11 protein-coding genes and 1 pseudogene are annotated in these 17,744 nt (G+C 70.4%); 9 read left to right on the top strand and 3 right to left on the bottom strand.

Annotation, left to right across the window (positions count from 1 at the left end):
* Positions 1-120: 120 nt before the first annotated feature.
* The 4 genes from NOO62_RS30675 to NOO62_RS30660 all read left to right on the top strand — a co-directional run bounded on the left by NOO62_RS30675 (position 121) and on the right by NOO62_RS30660 (position 7,198).
* Entirely contained in the window at positions 121-3,966 is a 3,846-nt protein-coding gene (locus tag NOO62_RS30675; RefSeq protein ID WP_268774034.1) for a GH92 family glycosyl hydrolase, read from the top strand.
* Positions 3,967-4,181: 215 nt separating this feature from the next.
* Entirely contained in the window at positions 4,182-4,745 is a 564-nt protein-coding gene (locus NOO62_RS30670) for a DUF3291 domain-containing protein (RefSeq protein WP_268774033.1), read from the top strand.
* Positions 4,746-4,799: 54 nt separating this feature from the next.
* Positions 4,800-6,068 carry an ATP-binding protein gene (locus tag NOO62_RS30665; protein ID WP_268774032.1) on the top strand — a complete coding sequence of 423 codons (1,269 nt, stop codon included), beginning with the start codon at positions 4,800-4,802 and terminating at the stop codon, positions 6,066-6,068.
* Complete coding sequence (locus tag NOO62_RS30660) at positions 6,065-7,198, top strand: tetratricopeptide repeat protein (protein WP_268774031.1); 1,134 nt, start codon at positions 6,065-6,067, stop codon at positions 7,196-7,198. The genes NOO62_RS30665 and NOO62_RS30660 overlap by 4 nt, the downstream gene beginning before the upstream one ends.
* 6 nt (positions 7,199-7,204) lie before the next feature.
* Here NOO62_RS30660 and NOO62_RS30655 read toward each other — a convergent pair.
* A pseudogene (locus NOO62_RS30655) lies at positions 7,205-7,630 on the bottom strand (ATP-binding protein); the annotation flags it as partial.
* Between the two features lies 1 nt (position 7,631).
* Between NOO62_RS30655 and NOO62_RS30650 the strand changes: the two are divergent.
* The 4 genes from NOO62_RS30650 to NOO62_RS30635 are packed head-to-tail and all read left to right on the top strand — an operon-like array spanning position 7,632 to position 11,351.
* Positions 7,632-8,516, top strand: a complete 885-nt coding sequence (locus tag NOO62_RS30650; RefSeq protein WP_398973066.1) for a Scr1 family TA system antitoxin-like transcriptional regulator — start codon at positions 7,632-7,634, stop codon at positions 8,514-8,516.
* Entirely contained in the window at positions 8,513-8,752 is a 240-nt protein-coding gene (locus tag NOO62_RS30645) for a DUF397 domain-containing protein (RefSeq protein ID WP_268774029.1), read from the top strand. The genes NOO62_RS30650 and NOO62_RS30645 overlap by 4 nt, the downstream gene beginning before the upstream one ends.
* Positions 8,753-8,758: 6 nt before the next feature.
* A complete protein-coding gene (locus NOO62_RS30640) occupies positions 8,759-9,433 on the top strand; it encodes a DUF7019 family protein (RefSeq protein ID WP_268774028.1) in 675 nt (224 codons plus the stop codon).
* Between the two features lies 1 nt (position 9,434).
* Positions 9,435-11,351, top strand: a complete 1,917-nt coding sequence (locus tag NOO62_RS30635) for a HEAT repeat domain-containing protein (protein ID WP_268774027.1) — start codon at positions 9,435-9,437, stop codon at positions 11,349-11,351.
* 12 nt (positions 11,352-11,363) lie between these two features.
* Here NOO62_RS30635 and NOO62_RS30630 read toward each other — a convergent pair whose 3' ends face one another.
* Together NOO62_RS30630 and NOO62_RS30625 are read right to left on the bottom strand one after the other, a co-directional pair.
* Complete coding sequence (locus NOO62_RS30630) at positions 11,364-11,738, bottom strand: hypothetical protein (RefSeq protein ID WP_268774026.1); 375 nt, start codon at positions 11,736-11,738, stop codon at positions 11,364-11,366.
* Positions 11,735-15,721 carry a CHAT domain-containing protein gene (locus NOO62_RS30625; RefSeq protein WP_268774025.1) on the bottom strand — a complete coding sequence of 1,329 codons (3,987 nt, stop codon included), beginning with the start codon at positions 15,719-15,721 and terminating at the stop codon, positions 11,735-11,737. Before NOO62_RS30625 ends, NOO62_RS30630 begins: the two co-directional genes overlap by 4 nt.
* Before the next feature lie 410 nt (positions 15,722-16,131).
* Here NOO62_RS30625 and NOO62_RS30620 point away from each other — a divergent pair, with 410 nt between their 5' ends.
* Positions 16,132-17,718 (top strand): FAD-dependent oxidoreductase, encoded by a 1,587-nt coding sequence (locus tag NOO62_RS30620; protein ID WP_268774024.1) that lies wholly within the window; start codon positions 16,132-16,134, stop codon positions 17,716-17,718.
* Positions 17,719-17,744 lie beyond the last annotated feature (26 nt).

Here is a 17,744-nt window from a genome sequence, read left to right as displayed (position 1 = left end):
CACTCGGCACGTAGTACGACAAGCAACTCGGCACGCAGACCTCGTTTCAGACACGTCACGCACCTCAGACACCTGAGACACCACCGTCCGACCGCGCCCGGCCAAGGGCCCCGCTCGGCCGTGGCCGCCGGCACGCTCGCGATCGCGCTCGTCGTGGCGGCACAGGGGGCCGCCGTCGCCGAGCCCGAGCGGCCGCCCCGGACCGACCGGGAGTTCTCCTCGTCCTTCGAGGAGGGCCAGGCCCTGCCGGACTGGCTGAGCACCGTCGAGACGGATTCGGGCGGGAAGAAGAAGTCCGCCGGGGTGAACGGCGAGTTCAGTTCCGGGCTGCCCGGCAGCGTGAACGACCATGTCACCGAGGTGCGGGCCAGCGGCGAGAACGCCGGGTCCGGCGAGGTCGCCGCGAACCTCGTCGACGGCGAGGCGACCAGCAAATGGCTGACGTTCGCGAAGGACGGCTGGGCCGAGTTCGACCTGGACGAGCCCGCGAAGGTCGTGACGTACGCGCTGACGTCCGCCAACGACCACGCCGAGCGCGACCCCAAGGACTGGACCCTGAAGGGGTCCACCGACGGCAGGACGTGGACGGTCCTCGACGAGCGGAAGGGGGAGGCGTTCGACGGGCGGCACAAGACGAAGAAGTACGACTTCGCCAAGCCCGACGACGCGAAGGCCTACTCCCACTTCCGCCTCGACGTCACCGCCAACAACGGCGCCTCCGACGCCCTGCAACTCGCCGACGTGCAGCTGTCCGTCGGCGGTACGCAGTCGCCCGGCCCCGAGGACATGCTGAGCCTGGTGGACCGCGGCCCCAGCGGCTCCCCCACCGCCAAGTCCCGCGCCGGATTCACCGGAAAGCACGCGCTGCGCTACGCGGGCAGCCACAAGGCGGACGGCCGCGGCTACTCGTACAACAAGGTCTTCGACGTCAACGTGAAGGTCGAGCGCGACACCGAGCTCGGGTACCGCGTCTTTCCCTCCATGGCCGAGGGCGACCTCGACTACGCCGCCACCAACGTCTCCGTCGACCTCGCCTTCACGGACGGGACGTATCTGAGCGAGCTCAAGGCCGTCGACCAGCACGGGTTCCCGTTGACTCCGCAGGGGCAGGGCAACTCCAAGGTCCTCTACGTCAATCAGTGGAACAACGTCGCCTCGCGCATCGGGCAGGTCGCGCGCGGCAAGACCGTCGACCGCGTGCTCGTCGCGTACGACTCCCCGAAGGGGCCCGCGAAGTTCCGCGGCTGGGTCGATGACGTGTCCCTGAAGGAGAAGGCCCCGGCGAAGCCGAAGGCGCACCTCTCGGACTACGCCGACACGCGGCGCGGCACCAACTCCAGCGGCGGCTTCTCGCGCGGCAACAACTTCCCCGCCACCGCGGTCCCGCACGGCTTCAACTTCTGGACGCCGGTGACCAACGCGGGCTCCCTGAGCTGGCTGTACGACTACGCACGCGGCAACAACGACGACAACCTGCCGACCATGCAGGCGTTCAGCGCGAGCCACGAGCCGAGCCCGTGGATGGGCGACCGGCAGACGTTCCAGATGATGCCGTCCGTCGACAAGGACACCCCGAGCGCGTCCCGCACCAAGCGCGCGCTGCCCTTCCGGCACGAGAAGGAGACGGCGCGCCCGCACTACTACGGCGTGACGTTCGAGAACGGCCTGAAGGCCGAGATGGCGCCGACGGACCACGCGGCGATGATGCGGTTCACCTATCCCGGTGACGACGCGAGCGTCGTCTTCGACAACGTCTCGGAGAAGGGCGGTCTCACCCTCGACAAGGAGAAGGGCATCGTCTCCGGCTTCTCGGACGTCAAGTCCGGGCTCTCCGCCGGTGCCACCCGCCTCTTCGTCTACGGCACCTTCGACGCCCCCGCCACCGCCGGCGGCAAGCTGGAGGGCGGTGGTGGCGGCGACGTCACGGGCTATCTGCGCTTCAAGCCCGGCAAGGACCGCACGGTCAACCTGCGGCTCGCGACGTCCCTCATCAGCCTGGACCAGGCGAAGGCGAACCTCGCCGACGAGATACCGGCGGGCACGTCCTTCGACCGCGTCAGGAACCGCGCGCAGAAGCAGTGGGACGACATCCTCGGCAAGGTGGAGGTCGAGGGCGCGAGCGAGGGCCAGCGCACGAGCCTCTACTCCTCCCTGTACCGCCTCTACCTGTACCCCAACTCCGGCTTCGAGAAGGTCGGGGAGAAGGGCGGCAAGCCCACGTACAAGTACGCCTCCCCCTTCTCGCCCCAGACCGGGCCCGACACGCCCACCCACACCGGCGCGAAGATCGTAGAGGGCAAGCCGTACGTGAACAACGGCTTCTGGGACACGTACCGCACGACGTGGCCCGCTTACTCCCTCCTCACCCCGAAGAAGGCGGGTGAGCTGGTCGACGGCTTCGTGCAGCACTACAAGGACGGTGGCTGGACCTCGCGCTGGTCGTCGCCCGGTGCCGCCGACCTGATGACCGGCACGTCGTCCGACGTGGCGTTCGCCGACGCGTACACCAAGGGCGTGAAGTTCGACGCGGAGGCCGCGTACGACGCCGCGCTGAAGAACGCGTCCGTGGTCCCGCCGACGTCGGGCGTCGGCCGCAAGGGCATGAAGACGTCGCCGTTCCTCGGTTACACGCCCAGTGAGACCCACGAGGGCCTGTCGTGGGCTCTGGAGGGCTACCTCAATGACTACGGGATCTCCCGGATGGGAGCGGCCCTCTACAAGAAGACGGGTAAGAAGCACTACAAGGAGGAGTCGGAGTACTTCCTCAACCGTGCCCGTGACTACGTGAACCTCTTCGACGGCAAGGCCGCGGGTGCGGGCACCGACCCCGGCTTCTTCCAGGGCAAGGACACCAAGGGCGTCTGGCGCGTGCCTTCGGAGAAGTTCGACCCACGCGTGTGGGGCCACGATTACACGGAGACCAACGCCTGGGGGTATGCCTTCACCGCGCCGCAGGACTCGCGCGGTCTCGCGAACCTGTACGGCGGCCGCAAGGGTCTCGGCGAGAAGCTCGACACGTATTTCGCCACTCCGGAGACGGGATCCGCCGAGTTCGCGGGCTCCTACGGAGGCGTCATCCACGAGATGACGGAGGCGCGTGACGTACGCATGGGGATGTACGGCCACTCCAACCAGGTCGCGCACCACGCCGCGTACATGTACGACGCGGCCGGGCAGCCGTGGAAGACGCAGGAGAAGGTCCGCGAGGTCCTCTCCCGCCTCTACACGGGCAGCGAGATCGGGCAGGGCTACCACGGGGACGAGGACAACGGCGAGCAGTCCGGCTGGTACCTCTTCTCGTCGCTCGGCTTCTACCCCCTGGTCATGGGCAGCGGAGAGTACGCCATCGGGTCGCCGCAGTTCACGAAGATGACCCTGCACCTCGACAACGGCCGCGACCTGGTCGTCAAGGCGCCGAGGAACAGCGCGAAGAACGTCTACGTGCAGGGCCTGAAGGTCAACGGCAAGACGTGGAAGTCGACCGCGCTCCCGCACGACGTCGTCGCCCGTGGCGGGGTCCTGGAGTTCGACATGGGCCCGAAGCCGTCGGCGTGGGGCAGCGGCAAGAACGCGCAGCCCGCGTCGATCACGAAGGACGACAAGGTGCCGTCGCCGAGGAAGGACGCCATCGAGGGTGAGGGCGCGCTCTTCGACGACTCGTCGGCGACGGAGGCGACCTCGGATGCGGCGGTGCCCCTGCCGGTGTCCGCGAAGACGAAGGCGGTCCAGTACACGCTGACGTCCCCCGCCGACAAGGCGAAGGCGCCGCGCGGCTGGGTGCTTCAGGGCTCCGCCGACGGTGAGAAGTGGCGGGACCTGGACAAGCGCACGTCCGAGTCCTTCGCGTGGGCCCAGCAGACCCGGGCGTTCACGATCGCCCACCCGGGCGCGTACGGGCACTACCGCCTGGTCCCGAAGGGCGGTGACGGTGCGGTGACGCTCGCGGAGGTGGAACTGCTCGGCTGAGCCGGTCCGAACCTGCGCCGCAGTAAGCCCGCCCGCTGCTCCTGACGCACGTCAGGAGCAGCGGGCGGACCCGCAGGATCCGCAAATTCCGGTGCGGGGAAGCCACTTGGACAGCGAAAACGCAACTTCGACAAGACTCACGGCGGCGGCTACCTTCACCTGGTCCTCGGCGACCGCCCACGGCCGCACGGGACATCACTCAGAGGGAGATCCGCATGCCCCAGCTTGCTCTGTACACATTCGGCGCCCTGAAGTCGCCTCTCGCCGACACCGGACCTCTCACGCGCGACTTCTACGACATCGGCGCGGGTGTCTACGAGAAGATCAGTAAGCACCCCGGATACCTCGCGCACGCCGAGCCGGCGGGCACCGACCGGGGCATGCTCTTCGGGGCGGACTGGGGTGTGTGGGGAGAGTTCGCCGTACCGGCCTGGTACGACAAGGGCCGTACGCCGGAGACCACCGCCCTGGCCACGACCCTCTCCCTCTGGACCGACCTGCGCCCCGTCGTCGACGCCATCTACACCGGCCTGCACCGGGAGGCGCTCAACAGGCGTTACGACTGGTTCGAGAGGACAGGGCACGCGAATTACGTGTTCTGGTGGGTCCCCGACGGCGAGATACCCACCTGGCAGGACGGCGTCACCAGGCTGGAACACCTCAACGAGCACGGCTCAGCGCCGCACGCCTTCACCTTCCACCAGTCGTTCGCTCCGGACGGAACCCCGACCAAGGCGAAGGGCATGGGACCGCGACCACAGGTTGACAAGGTGCGCTGACGGCGAATTCCGCGCACTCGAACACCACTCGTACACCCCCCGTATCCTCGTCCCATGCCCGATCACTCCCCCTTGATCCAGAGCCTGCGCACAGCCGTCGCGGGTGCGCCCGACGACGTGCCGTTGCGGCTCCACTTGGCGGAACTCCTCATCGCGGGCGGGCAGCACGACGAGGCGGTCGCCGAGGCCGCCGTAGCCCTTCAGCACGCGCCGGGTGACGCGCGGGCGCGGGAGTTGATGGTCCGGGCGATGGGGGCGCCGCAGACACCGCAACCGCCTGCCGAGTCACCGGCACCCCCGGCCGGGTTCAACTGGAAGGCCGCCGAGGACCAGGTCGGCGACGTCGTCCCGCCCCGCTTCGTCGAGACTCCGCAGACCCCGAAGGCGGCTGAGGCGCCGCAGACCGCCGACGGCAGCGGCGACCCCGGTGACGCCTCCGCCTGGGAGGTCGAGGCGCCCGACGGCGTGCGGCTCGCCGACGTCGGCGGCATGCAGGACGTCAAGGACCGCCTGGAGGCCGCGTTCCTCGCGCCCCTGCGCAACCCGGAGCTGCGCAAGCTGTACGGCAAGAGCCTGCGCGGCGGCCTCCTCCTGTACGGCCCGCCCGGCTGCGGCAAGACCTTCATCGCCCGTGCCGTCGCGGGCGAACTCGGCGCCAACTTCCTCTCCATCTCCATCAACGACGTGCTCGACATGTGGATGGGCAACTCCGAGCGCAACATGCACGAGGTCTTCGAGACGGCCCGCCGCCAGGCCCCCTGCGTCCTCTTCCTCGACGAGCTCGACGCCCTCGGCGCCAAGCGCAGCCGCACCGCGCACAGCGGCATGCGCAACACCGTCAACCAGCTCCTCACCGAGCTCGACGGCATCGACGCGGACGCCAACGAAGGCGTGTTCGTACTGGCCGCCACCAACGTCCCCTGGGACGTGGACAACGCGCTGCGCCGCCCCGGCCGCCTCGACCGTACGATCCTCGTCCTGCCGCCCGACGCCCCCGCCCGCGAGGCCATCCTCCGCTACCACCTCCGCGACCGCCCCGTCGCCAACATCGACCTGCGCAAGCTCGCGAAGGCCACCGACGGCCTCTCCGGCGCCGACCTCGCCCACCTCTGCGAGGCCGCCGCCGAGCGCGCCCTGCTCGACTCCGCGCGCACCGGCACCGTCCGCATGATCGGCATGCAGGACCTGACGGCGGCGGCCGCCGCCGTCCCGCCCTCCAGCGACCCGTGGTTCGCCTCCGCCCGCAACGTGGCGATGTTCGCCAACGAGGGCGGCATGTACGACGACCTGGTCACCTACCTCAAGAAGAAGCGGAAGCTGTGAGCACCGGCACTGTGCACCCCGCCGTGGAGCGGGCCGACGGGCTCATCGAGCTCAAGCGGTACGACGAGGCGGAGGCCCTGCTCGGGCAGCGCCTCGTCGAGGACCCCGACGACATCCGGGCCTGGGCCAAACTCGCCCTCTGCTTCGTACGTTCCGAGCAGCACGAGAAGGCCCTGACGGCCACCGACCGCGCCCTCGCCATCGACCCCGAGGACGTCGGCGGCCTCATCATGCGTGCCCACGCGCTGCGCGGCGTCGGCGGCACCCGCTGGCAGGAGTCCGAGGGCGTACTGCGTGAGGCGATACGCCTCGCCCCCGACTACTGGTATTCGTACGCCCTCCTCGCCGACGTCGTCTGGCGCATCCGTCTCGTCCGCATCAGCCGGGCGGGCGGCGGCACGATCACGGCGGCGCAGATGCAGGACCCTCTCAGGGAGGCGGGCGACATCGCCATGGAGGCGCTGCGCCTCGGTCCCGAAGAGGTCTACGCGCACGAAGTCGCCTGGCAGATAGCCGACCTGGCCGGCAACGGCACGGTCGCCGATCAGCTGGACCACGCGATCCTCCGCCTCGACCCGAACCATCCGTACGCGCTCGCCCGCCAGACCCAGAAGGCGGCCGCCGCGCCGGGCGTCAAGCCCGCCGAAGCCGCCACCCTCTACGCGGACGCGCTGGCCGCCGCCCCGGACTCCCGTCCGATGCGGGACGGCCTCGACGACGCGTCGTACCGCATGCTGCGCGGCATCCGCTGGATCGCCCTGCTCTGCCTCGGCGTCATCGCGGCCGCCGGCCTCGACCTCTTCGTCACCGAGGGCGAGACCCCCCGCGACCTACCGGTGTCGCTCGGCCAGCGCCTCTGGTTCCTCGTCCCGATGTCCGCGCTCTGGGCGGTGGGCGCCCTCCTCCGGTACCGGCGGCTGCGCGCGGGCGTCCGCATCAACATCCGCTCCCTGATCCGCCGCCGCGTGTGGCCCCGCATCGTCCTCGCCCAGGCCGCGTGGGCCATGCTCTGCACGCTCCTCATCGCGGAGATCCCGTGGACCGAACGGACCGTGCCGCAGGCCCTGTTCTGGGCGGGCCTCGTCCCCACCGTCGCCACGATCTGGTTCGACCGCAACAAGAAGGGCTGACGCGAGGGGCATCCCGAACTCGCACCACACCTCCTTGCCGGGGTCCTGTTCCTCGACCCCCCACTTGTCCGCCAGCGCGGCGACGAGCAGGAGCCCCCGCCCGGACTCGTCGTCGTCCCGGTCGTCCCGGTCGTCTTCGAGGTCGAGCCGGGGGCGGCCGGTGCCGCTGTCGTGTACGGCGGCTCGGACCACGCCGTCCTGCGGGCAGAAGGTCAATCTCAGCCGGAATCCCCGCCCCGGCGGGACGCCGTGCAGCAACGCGTTCGTCGCCAGCTCGCTCACACAGAGCGTGATGTCGTCCGCGCGCTCTCCGCGCACTCCCCAGTCCGCGAGGGCGGCGGCAGCGAAGGCACGGGCTGCGGGGACGGACCAGCCTTGTCGCCGGTAGAAACTTTCTCGGTTCACGTGACGACAGTCACACTCCGTGGCCATGATGAAGCAGTGCGTGAATGCGTACGCCTGGGATGTACGAGCTGGGGAGTTGGTCCGCATGAGCCGACCGAATCGACGTCCACGCAGGAATGCGTCGGCCATGCGGTTGGTGGGGGCGCTGCTCGCCGTTCACAGGGAGGCGGCGGGGTACACCCAGCGGTCGCTGGCCGAGCAGTTGGCCATCAGCGAGGAACTGATCGCCTCCGTCGAGCAGGGGCGGCGTCCGCTGAAGATGGACCTGGCGGTGCGGTTGGATGACTTCCTCGGCACGAATCGGACGTTGCAGACGGCCGTGGAGAACATGCCGGAGGTGGATCTGGTTCCGAGGTGGGCGGAGGAGTATCTGGACTGTGAGCGGGAGGCGATCGCCATCTCCGTGTACGAGAGCCTGCTCGTGCCTGGGCAATTGCAGACTGAAGGTTACGCGCGGGCGGTGTTCCGCAGTCGTGTCCCAGTGCACGACGAGGACGAGATCGAGCAGTTCGTCACGACGCGCATCGAGCGCCAGACCATCCTGCATCGCAGGGTGCCGCCGACCACCAGCTTCGTGATCTGGGAAGCGGCTCTTCGAGATCAGTTGGGCGGTAACAACGTGTACGCCGAGCAGCTCAGGCACTTGTGTGAGAACGCCAGGCTCCCAGGCTTGGCTCTGCAAATCCTGCCGCTGGGGCGCACCACACACGCTGGCCTCGAAGGACCATTCGTCCTGCTGGAGACTCCTGAACATCAGCGGCTCGCCTACACCGAGACACAGCGTGGAAGCCAACTGATCGCTGATCCGCACGAGGTGGCGATCCTCACCCAGAAATATGCGATGCTGCGAACACAGGCTCTCAACTCCGAGGACTCCACGAGCCTGTTGGAGCGACTGCTAGGAGAGCAATGAGCGGCAGCACCGCGCTTGAGTGGTTCAAGTCCAGTTACAGCAGCGGCGAGGGCGGCCAGTGCCTCGAAGTCGCCTACGACTGGCAGAAGTCGAGCTACAGCAGCGATGAAGGCGGCCAATGCGTCGAGGTCGCCACCCACCCCACCGCCACCCACATCCGCGACTCCAAGAACCCCGACGGCCCGCACTTCACCGTCGCCCCGGAGACCTGGACCGCCTTCCTGCAACTCCCCTGACGCCACGTGAGGTACTACCTCTACGTCTCCGGCACCAAGCTGGACATGCTGTACGAGCAGATCCCGCCGAAGCTCCTGAAACGCCTCGCCGTCGAGGCGAAGGTCGACCTCAAGGTGTTGAGCGTCGCCGTTCAGTCGCCGCGCGCCGACGTGACCGCGTACGACCGGCTGGACATCGTCGAGGCGTACCTGGAGCGGGAGTTCGACGTCAGTTGGATGACGGAGCCGAGGCCCTGGTTCCGGGGCGACCTGGAGCTACGGATCGCCGGATACGGGTCCCCCGAAGGACCAACCTTCATGACGGGCCGCGACGGCGACACCGTCGTCGCGCTGATCGGTTCGGCGCACCACCTGCTCGGCCAGCGCACCGCTCCGGACACGATCCGGGCCTCCCACTCGATGCTGCCGTCACTGTTCCGGCTACTGCGGGACACGCCGGAGGACTGGCCACGTCACCACCGTGCGGCGAGGTCGGACGTCCCGGCCCACGAGGAGCAGGCGGCGCGTCAAGTCCTGGAATTCGCCGAGGCGTTGAGCGTGCCGCCGGTCTACGGCGAGTTCCTCGCGCGGCGACTGCTGCACGGCACGGCCACCGGCCGGGACGGCCGGGAGGTCGAGATCGTCGTGGGCACGCCGTTGTACGTGGCGATGGCGGACGAGGACCCGCGCCGGGAGGTATGACGTGGCGCCGGACATAGTCGGAATGCGGCTGGCCCGCGACATCGCGGGCCTGGTCGAGGTCATGCGCTCCGGCCCTTCCCCGTACTACGTGTGGGCCGTCGATCTGCTGAGGGACATCGGCGGACGGGACGCGGCCGACGCCCTCTTCGACTGCGTGGACCGGCCGGACGAATACCCTCGCTGGCTGCACCTGCACGCCTTGTCCGCCCTCGCGGAACTGCGGGACCGCCGCGCCCTGCCGGTGATCCTCGGGCAGGTGCGGCGCGGTGCGCCGGGCGATGGGGCGCGGGCGATCCGGATGTACGAGGACCTGGGCGCGATCGGCGGACCCGAGGCGGTCCGCGAACTCGTCCACCGGCTCGGTGATCCGAAACCTCCCCGCGTGGTCGTCGAAGTGGTGGCCCGGCTGCGCCCGCCCGAGGCCGTGCCCGCGCTGATGGCCGCGCTCTGGGCGCTGCTGCCCGGCGCCGAGCAGCACACTGTGGAGGCCCTGGGGGCGATGCGCGACCCTCGTACCGGACCGGCCCTGCTGTACCTGGTGCATTCGAGAGGCACCTCACCGCGGCTGCGCAGGGCGGCGGTCCTGGCGCTCGCCGAGATCCCCGAGGACTCCTGGCCGCCACCGGCCGGTCTGTCCGCCGAGGTCATGCTGCGGCGCGCGCTGCGCGATCCGGACGCGTCGACCGCGCGCCCCGCGGCCGCGCTCCTGGCCAGGACGCGAAACGGCCGGGACGAACTGCGGGCCGACCTCATGAACACCACACCGCGGCACGCGGCCGCCCGTCGCGCCCCGGACTGCTCCGCCGTCACGGTCTGCGCGCTCATCCAGGAACGGCCCGACCTCTTCGGCCCGGCGCAGGACTACCGGGACCTGCCGACGCTGATCGAGCTGCTCGGCGAGGAGTCGGTACCGGCGGTGCGCAGGGCGGCGGCCTCCGCGCTCGGCGCCCTCGGGGGCGAGGAGGCGGCCGACGCGCTCCTCGCCGCACTCGGCGACGCGCGGATCGGTGACGCGGTCGCGCGGGCCCTGTCCACCCTCCCCACGCCGCCGCCCGTACGGGAGTTGCTCGCGGCGCTGGCCGACGGGTCGCCCGGGGGCCGGGACCGGCGCCGGAGCGCGGCTGTGGCGCTGGGTCTCCTTGAGTGCGCCGACGCGGCACCGCTGCTCCTCGCCGCGCTCGACGCGGAGGACCCCAGGGACATACGGTCGGCCGCCGCCGACGCGCTCGGCGCCCTGCGGCACGGGCCCGCCGCCGACCGCCTCGCTTCTCTCGCGGGCGACGGCGAGGAGCCCGGCACGCTCCGGGCCCGCGCCGTGCACGCGCTCGGGCTGATCGGCGCGCGCGAGTCGCTGCCGGTGCTGCTGGCCGCCGCCCGCGACCCGCTGGAGCCGGTGCGGGTGCAGGCGGCGCAGGCCTTGGGCCGGTTCCCCGTGGCCGAGGCCGCCGACATGCTCGGGGAGCTCGCGGCGGGGGACGCCAGCCGTGATGTGGCGCGGGGCGCCGTGCGGGCCCTGGGGCGGATCGGCGCCCCAGGAACGCACGTTCTGGCCTCGCTCGCGGAGCCGTCGCGGTTCCGGCGGAATGTCGGACACGAACTGGTCGCGGCGCTCGCCGGGTGCCCGGGGGCTGTGGCGGTGGCGGCACTGGCCGGTCTTGCGGTCTCACCGGAGACCGCAGACGTCCGCCCGCCAGCAACTGAAGCCCTGGCCGCCCGCCGCTCCCCCGACTGCGTCGCGCCCTTGGCGTCGGTGCTCGCCACGGCCCGCCCCGGCCACGACGGCATCGCCCTGCGCGGTCTCGCGGCGCTGGGCACGGCGGAGGCCGACGCGCACGTCCTCACGTACTGCCGGACGAAGGGCCTCGCGAGCGAGGCAGCACGTGAGGCACTCCGCACCATCGCGGACCGCAGGCGCTGAGCCGGGCTGGGTTCAGGTCGCAGAATCCTCGTCGGCGATGAGGTCCAGAAGCTGGTCGGGAGTGAGAGTGGCGAGGTCGACGGTGCGGTCTTCGCGCACCAGTCGTGCCGTCGCCTGCTGAGCCCTGAGTTGCTGGGCGCGTTCGATGAGATCGCCGGCGCGACGCCGTTTGTGGATACGGTCGGCGATGTCCGCGACCGCGAGCATGGCTGAGGGGATGGACATGACCAGGGCCGCCACCGCAACAGGGTCGACGACCTTGTTGTCCGGATCGGTCGCCGGTTCCGCTGCCGAAGCGGGTACGGCTGGGTAGCCCCACCTGGCGGTCAACTCGGCGACGCTCTTCCCGGCGGCTTCGGCGTCCGCTCCGACAAACTCGATGATCACGATTCCTCGTTTCCGTCGTCGGTGGCATCCAGTAACTCATCGAGCTCGTCGACTACATCCGACATACCGATCTTGGCGGCAGCGGCCCGGCTTGTCTGGAACACCTGTCGGGCCTGTCCGCGTTCACCCGCGGCCAGAAGAAGTTGCCCCCAGGTGGACCCAACGACCGCGATGGCATCCGGCCGTTGAAGCTGCAGGCAGAGCTGAAACGAGGTGGACAGCCTCGGCGCCGCCGCGCTGAGATCCTGACGACTCAGATCGATTCGCGCAAGGTCCCAATTGGCTGCCGCGATGCCGTCCATGTCCCCGAGCTGCTCATTGACTTCCAGACGCTTGAGCTGCAGTTCGAGTGCTTCGTCAGCCTCGCCCCGCTGCTCAAGGACGTCGGCGATCCTTCCCCAGGTGACCGCGGCCAACCGGGTGTCACCAATCTGCTCGTACACCGGCAGGGTGACCTCGCGGCGGATCCGCAGTGCTTCGTCGACCTCACCCCACTGCTCAAGGATGTCCGCGATCCTCCCCCAGGTGACCGCAGCCGAGCGGGTGTCGCCGATCCGCTCATACACCGGCAGTTCCACCTCGCGGAGGATCCGCAGTGCTTCGTCGACCTCACCCCGCTGCTCAAGGATGTCGGAGATTCGGCCCCAGGTGACCGCGACCTCACGGGTGTCGCCGATCTGGTCGTACACCGGCAGTTCCACCTCGTGGCGGATCCGCAGTGCTTCGTCGACCTCACCCCGCCGTAGGAGGATGTCCGCGATCTGGCCCCAGGTGACCGCGACCGACCGAGTGTCACCGATTCGCTCATACACCGGCAGTTCCACCTCGCGGTGGATCCGCAGTGCTTCGTCGACCTCACCCCGCCGTAGGAGGATGTCCGCGATCCTTCCCCAGGCGACCGCGACCCCACGGGTGTCGCCGATCCGCTCATACACCGGCAGTTCCACCTCGCGGAGGATCCGCAGTCCTTCGTCGACCTCACCCCGCCGCTCAAGGATGTCCGCGATCCTTCCCCAGGCGACCGCGACCCCACGGGTGTCGCCGATCCGCTCATACACCGGCAGTTCCACCTCGCGGCGGATCCGCAGTGCTTCGTCGACCTCACCCCGCCGCTCAAGGATGTCGGAGATGCGGCCCCAGGTGACCGCGACCCCACGGGTGTCGCCGATCCGCTCGTATACCGGCAGGGTGACCTCGTGGCGGATCCGCAATGCTTCGTCGACCTCACCCCGCCGCAGGAGGATGTCCGCGATCCCTCCCCAAACGACCGCGACCTCGCGGGAGTCACCGGCGTCTGCGAACAGCTGGCGGGCCTGGTGGAGCAGGTCCTCGGCCTGGGCGACCTCACCGCGGGTGAGCAGGCGGTCGGCCTGGTCGTAGAGGAGTGCGCCGTGGGCGGCCGGGTTGGTCTGCACGTCGCTGGTCCCGGTCTGCTGGACGGCACGGTGGAGCAGGGTGTCGGCTTGGTCGCCGTCGCCGCTGGTCACGGCCGCGTCGGCGACGGTCCGTAGAAGGGTGACGGGAACCTCGTGGTTATGGCGGTCGAGGAGGGTGATCGCGTGGCGGCCGAGTTCGGCGGCGATGGACGCGGGCCCCTGCCGCAGCGCGGATACGGCCTCGGCGGCGCAGTCGGCGGTGATGGCCGGGTTGTCGGCGACCAAAGCCAGTTGAGTCAGCTGCAGGTCCAGGTCGCGGCTGCGGGTGGGTTGGGGTGTGGCGCCGCCCCACTGGGCGTACAGCGGTTCGGCGGCCACGGTGGCGAGGGCCGCCTGCTCCTCGGAGGTGAGGGGGCTCAGGCGTCCCGCCGCGAGGGTGTTGACGGCCAGGGCCGGGAGGTCGGGGCGGTGCTGGTCGGGGAAGGCGTCGAGGAGCCCGAGGCCGCACAGGCGGGTCGCCGATCCGCCGACAGCGGCGGCGAGGACGTCGATGACGGGGTGCGGGACCGGGATGGTGAAAAGGGTGCAGGCCCGTAACAGGTCGCGGTGGGCGGGACCGGCCTGGTCGAGGAGAGCGTCGAGGGCCAGGTTCGCCAGGAAATCGCCGATGTCGGCGTTGTCGGTCGGGGGGTCGCCCTGGTTGAGGTAGGCCTCCATGTCGGCGACGGCCGACTCGGCGCGGGCCTCGTCGACCTGGTCGCTGTAGACCAGGCGCAGCCCGATGAGGTCCTGCAGCCCGGGGTTGCCGCAACTGACGTCCAAGGCCCGCTGGGCCAGGTCGGCACGCTGCGTCCGGTACTCGACCGGAGCGAGGTCCTGCTGACGGCGTTGGAGCTTGCGCTGGGCCGCCGGTGACAGTGGCTGCAACTGGACCGGTTCCAGCCTCGCCTCCAGCCCGCCGAGCGCGAACGTGTAGCGGCTGGTGACCAGCACACGGCTGTCGGTCATGGACGGGTCGAAGGCGGAGAGTACGTCGGCGAGCACGGTGGCGTGCTCGGGGTCCAGCCGGTGCGGGCCGTCAGGGTTGGCGGTCAGGATCTGTTCGAGATCGTCGATGATCAGCAGGAGAGGCTTGCGGACGTCGTCGAGTTCCTGGGCCAACGGTCGGGCCATCAGATCGATCAGCAGCGGTTTGAGGCGGTCCGGCTGATCGCGGACCTCGGCGCGTCGCGCCTCGATGAGGGTGCGGGCATCGGGGTTGGCGGCGACGGCGTCGGCGATGGCATCGAGGATCGCCGTCGGGGTGTAGTCACCGAACACGACGGCGACGGCCCGGCTGGGGTGACGGTCGGCGATCCGCGCGGCCAGGCTCGACTTGCCCAACCGGCCCTGCCCGTGGAGCAGTACCCCGGCCTTCCGCCCGCCGCGCAGGGCACGCAGCGTCTGCTGGATCTCCGGGCGGCGGCCGACGAACATCTCCGCGGCGGCGACCCGTAGTTGGTGCTTGCGGTCGAGGAATGTCTTGGTCCCATGGTGTGCGGGCACCATCTGGCGTTTACGGGTTCCCCCGACCACCGGGCCGCCGCCAGTCGGCCCCAGCCACAGCCGCGCCAGGTGCCAGTCGGCGCGCTGACGCTCATCGGGACAGGACAGCAGATGGCGGCGGGCGTCGGCGACGGCCTCTGTCACCTCGACACGGCGGCTGAGCTGCCGGTACAGGCGTCCGGCAAAACGAGTGGCGGCCCGGTCGCTGACCGAGCCGTCCCAGCCGATGACCGCGGGAATCCCGGCGGCCACCAGACCCGTGGCCATCGAGTGCGCCACCGGCACGCCCGGGTCGGCCGCCGGACCACCGCGGTGACCGGCGCCGGCGGGAACATGCCCCGCCACGTCGGCACCGGTGGCGGTCAGGCACGCCGACACGAACGCCAGCCGTGGTCGAGGGGTCAGCAGGCCCACCAGCGCGTCCGCGCTCGTCGGAGACCCGTCCCCGAGATCGTCCTCCATCAGCAGGACCGGGGTGGCGGGCCCGGCGGGCCCCGGGCGCCAGTTGTGCAACCCGTGACACGACAGATGTACCACCGGCATCCCACCGAGCTCGGACAGACGCAGGCCGAGATGCTCGGGATTGCCGGAGTCCTCGACGACGAGATCGAGATTCGTCCCTCCGGCGGCGGCGAGGATGGCCATCTCCTCGGCCTCGTAATCCAGTTCGTGCTGCCCCCTGGGCGCCGAGGCCATGAACGCCACCCCGAGCCGGTACCCGTCCAGGGGCTGCGCCGGGCTCGGGTGACCGAGCCGACGCGCCACGGCGAACAGCTTCGGTGCCTCGGCCAGGAACCCGCCCTCGGGACCGGCCAGCAACTCGTACGGGGCCCGCAGCAGCGCCCACGCGGCTGCGGATGGCCTCGCGGGCGCGCGTATCTCGAACACCAGCGGCGCCGACGCCTCGTCGAGCAGGCGCGTCAGCTGGCCGAGGTCGCCATCCAGCCACCGATACAACTCGCGTCCCACCGCCAACAGCGCCTGGTCCTTGGAGCCGTTGCGCACGGCATCCACATAGTGGCCCGCGACCGCATCGAGCAGATCGACGTCAGAAGTCTGCAACAACCGACGGGGACCGACCCGTTGGCCATCGACGACCAGCTCGAACCCGTTGGCGTCCACAATCAGACCGGCGACCATAAGCCATCGTAACGCTACGTAGTGGCGTCGTTCTAGGCCACTGCGTGACGGGTCGGGGCTGCGCGACGTGCTCTGACCGAAAACGGCTCCATCCACAGGCCCACCCCTAAGGGGTACGTCTGCACCCTGGAGAGCACGTGCCCCTTGGACGAACGGTGGATGACGGGGGTCACACCCGCCGTGATGGTGGAGCTATCGACCGCGCCTCGCGCGCCTCACACCACTCACCCGACGGGGGACAACGCATGGCGGAGCCGGAGAACCCAGTAAGAAGCACGGCCGCTCCCAGTCGCAGACACGTGCTCGCGGCCACCGCGGCCGGGAGCGCGGCCATGGCTGTGGGGGCCGCCGGGACGGCCGGAGCCGTCGACGGGAGGCCGACCTCGGGGACCGGGGCCGGGGCACCCACCGCCCCCACCACCCCCACCGCCCCCATCGGCCCCGACGATCCCCGCTACCTCTCCCTCACCCAGCGCGGCTGCAACGCCCGCTTCATCGGCAAGCCCGACTACTTCCGCGTCGTCCACTCCACCGCCGAGGTCGTCGACGCCGTCCAGCGCGCCGTACGCGAGGGCAAGCGCATCGCCGTACGCAGCGGCGGTCACTGCTTCGAGGACTTCGTCGACCACCCGGACATCAAGGCCGTCATCGACATGTCGCCGATGCGCGAGATCTCCTACGACGCCGAGCGGCGGGCCTTCTGCGTGGAGCCCGGCGCGCAGCTCGCCGAGGTGTACCGGGAGCTGTTCATCGGCTGGGGCGTGACGATCCCGGCGGGCGCGACCGCCGAGGTCGGCATCGGCGGGCACGTCGTCGGTGGCGGCTACGGCGTGATGTCGCGGCGCGACGGTGTCTCCGTGGACCACCTGCACGCTCTCGAAGTCGTGGTCGTCGACAAGGACGGCACCGCGCGAGCCGTCATCGCGGGACGCGACCCGGACGACCCGCACCACGACCTGTGGTGGGCGCACACCGGCGCGGGCGGCGGCAACTTCGGCATCGTGACGCGGTACTGGTTCCGCACCCCGGGTGCCCACGGCGACGACCCGACCGAGCTGCTGCCCAAGGCCCCCGCCGCCTTCCTCGCCTTCCGGGCCGGGTGGAGCTGGAAGGACCTCGACGCGCGGGACTTCAAGACCCTCATGCGCAACCACGGGCAGTGGTGCGAACGGAACAGCGACCCCGGCTCGCCGTACGCGAACCTCTTCAGCGTGCTGATGGTCAACACCACCCAGGCGGCGGGCTCCGGCGCCGTCCTGGCCGGTGTGATCGACGCGGCCGTGCCGGGCGCGCAGCGGCTCGTGGACGACTACATCGCCGCCGTCGGACGTGGCGTGGGCGCCGAGCCCGCGATCCGCAGGCCTCCGCTGTCGTGGCTGAACGCGCTGACGTCCATCACCGACACGAGGTCCTCGCCGTTCAAGGTCAAGAGCGCGTACCTGCGAAAGACGTACACGGACCGGCAACTCGACGTACTGCACGAACACCTCAGACCGTCCGACGATCCCGCCGCGCGCATCAGCGGCACGCTGTGGCTCGTCGCGTACGGGGGCGCCGCCCGCAAGGTCGCGCCCGACGCCACGGCCGTCGCGCAGCGCGACTCGATCCTGAAGGCCGTGTACATGGCGGGCTGGGACGCGGAGACGCAGGACGGGGCGCGGGAGACGGAGTGGGTGCGCTCGCTGTACCGGGGGGTGTACGCCGACAGCGGCGGAGTCCCCGTGCCGGGGGCGGTCAGCGACGGCGCGTTCATCAACTACCCGGACGCCGACCTGGCGGACCCGGAGCAGAACACGTCGGGCGTGCCTTGGTACACGCTCTACTACAAGGACAACTACCCGCGACTGCAACGGGTGAAGGCGAAGTACGACCCGCGCGACGAGTTCCGCCACCGGTTGTCGATCCGGCCCGCACGGTAACGGGGCCGGTGCGCCCGGCGGTTTCT

Source organism: Streptomyces sp. Je 1-369, from assembly GCF_026810505.1.
Taxonomy (GTDB): Bacteria; Actinomycetota; Actinomycetes; order Streptomycetales; family Streptomycetaceae; genus Streptomyces.
This window is presented reverse-complemented; position numbering and strand designations above follow the sequence as displayed.

What these genes read in the sequence shown, in the direction of transcription:
- NOO62_RS30650 (WP_398973066.1), top strand. Translation starts at nt 7,632, where the DNA reads ATGAAGCAGTGCGTGAATGCGTACGCCTGGGATGTACGAGCTGGGGAG.
- NOO62_RS30670 (WP_268774033.1), top strand. Translation starts at nt 4,182, where the DNA reads ATGCCCCAGCTTGCTCTGTACACATTCGGCGCCCTGAAGTCGCCTCTC.
- NOO62_RS30620 (WP_268774024.1), top strand. Translation starts at nt 16,132, where the DNA reads ATGGCTGTGGGGGCCGCCGGGACGGCCGGAGCCGTCGACGGGAGGCCG.
- NOO62_RS30645 (WP_268774029.1), top strand. Translation starts at nt 8,513, where the DNA reads ATGAGCGGCAGCACCGCGCTTGAGTGGTTCAAGTCCAGTTACAGCAGC.
- NOO62_RS30665 (WP_268774032.1), top strand. Translation starts at nt 4,800, where the DNA reads ATGCCCGATCACTCCCCCTTGATCCAGAGCCTGCGCACAGCCGTCGCG.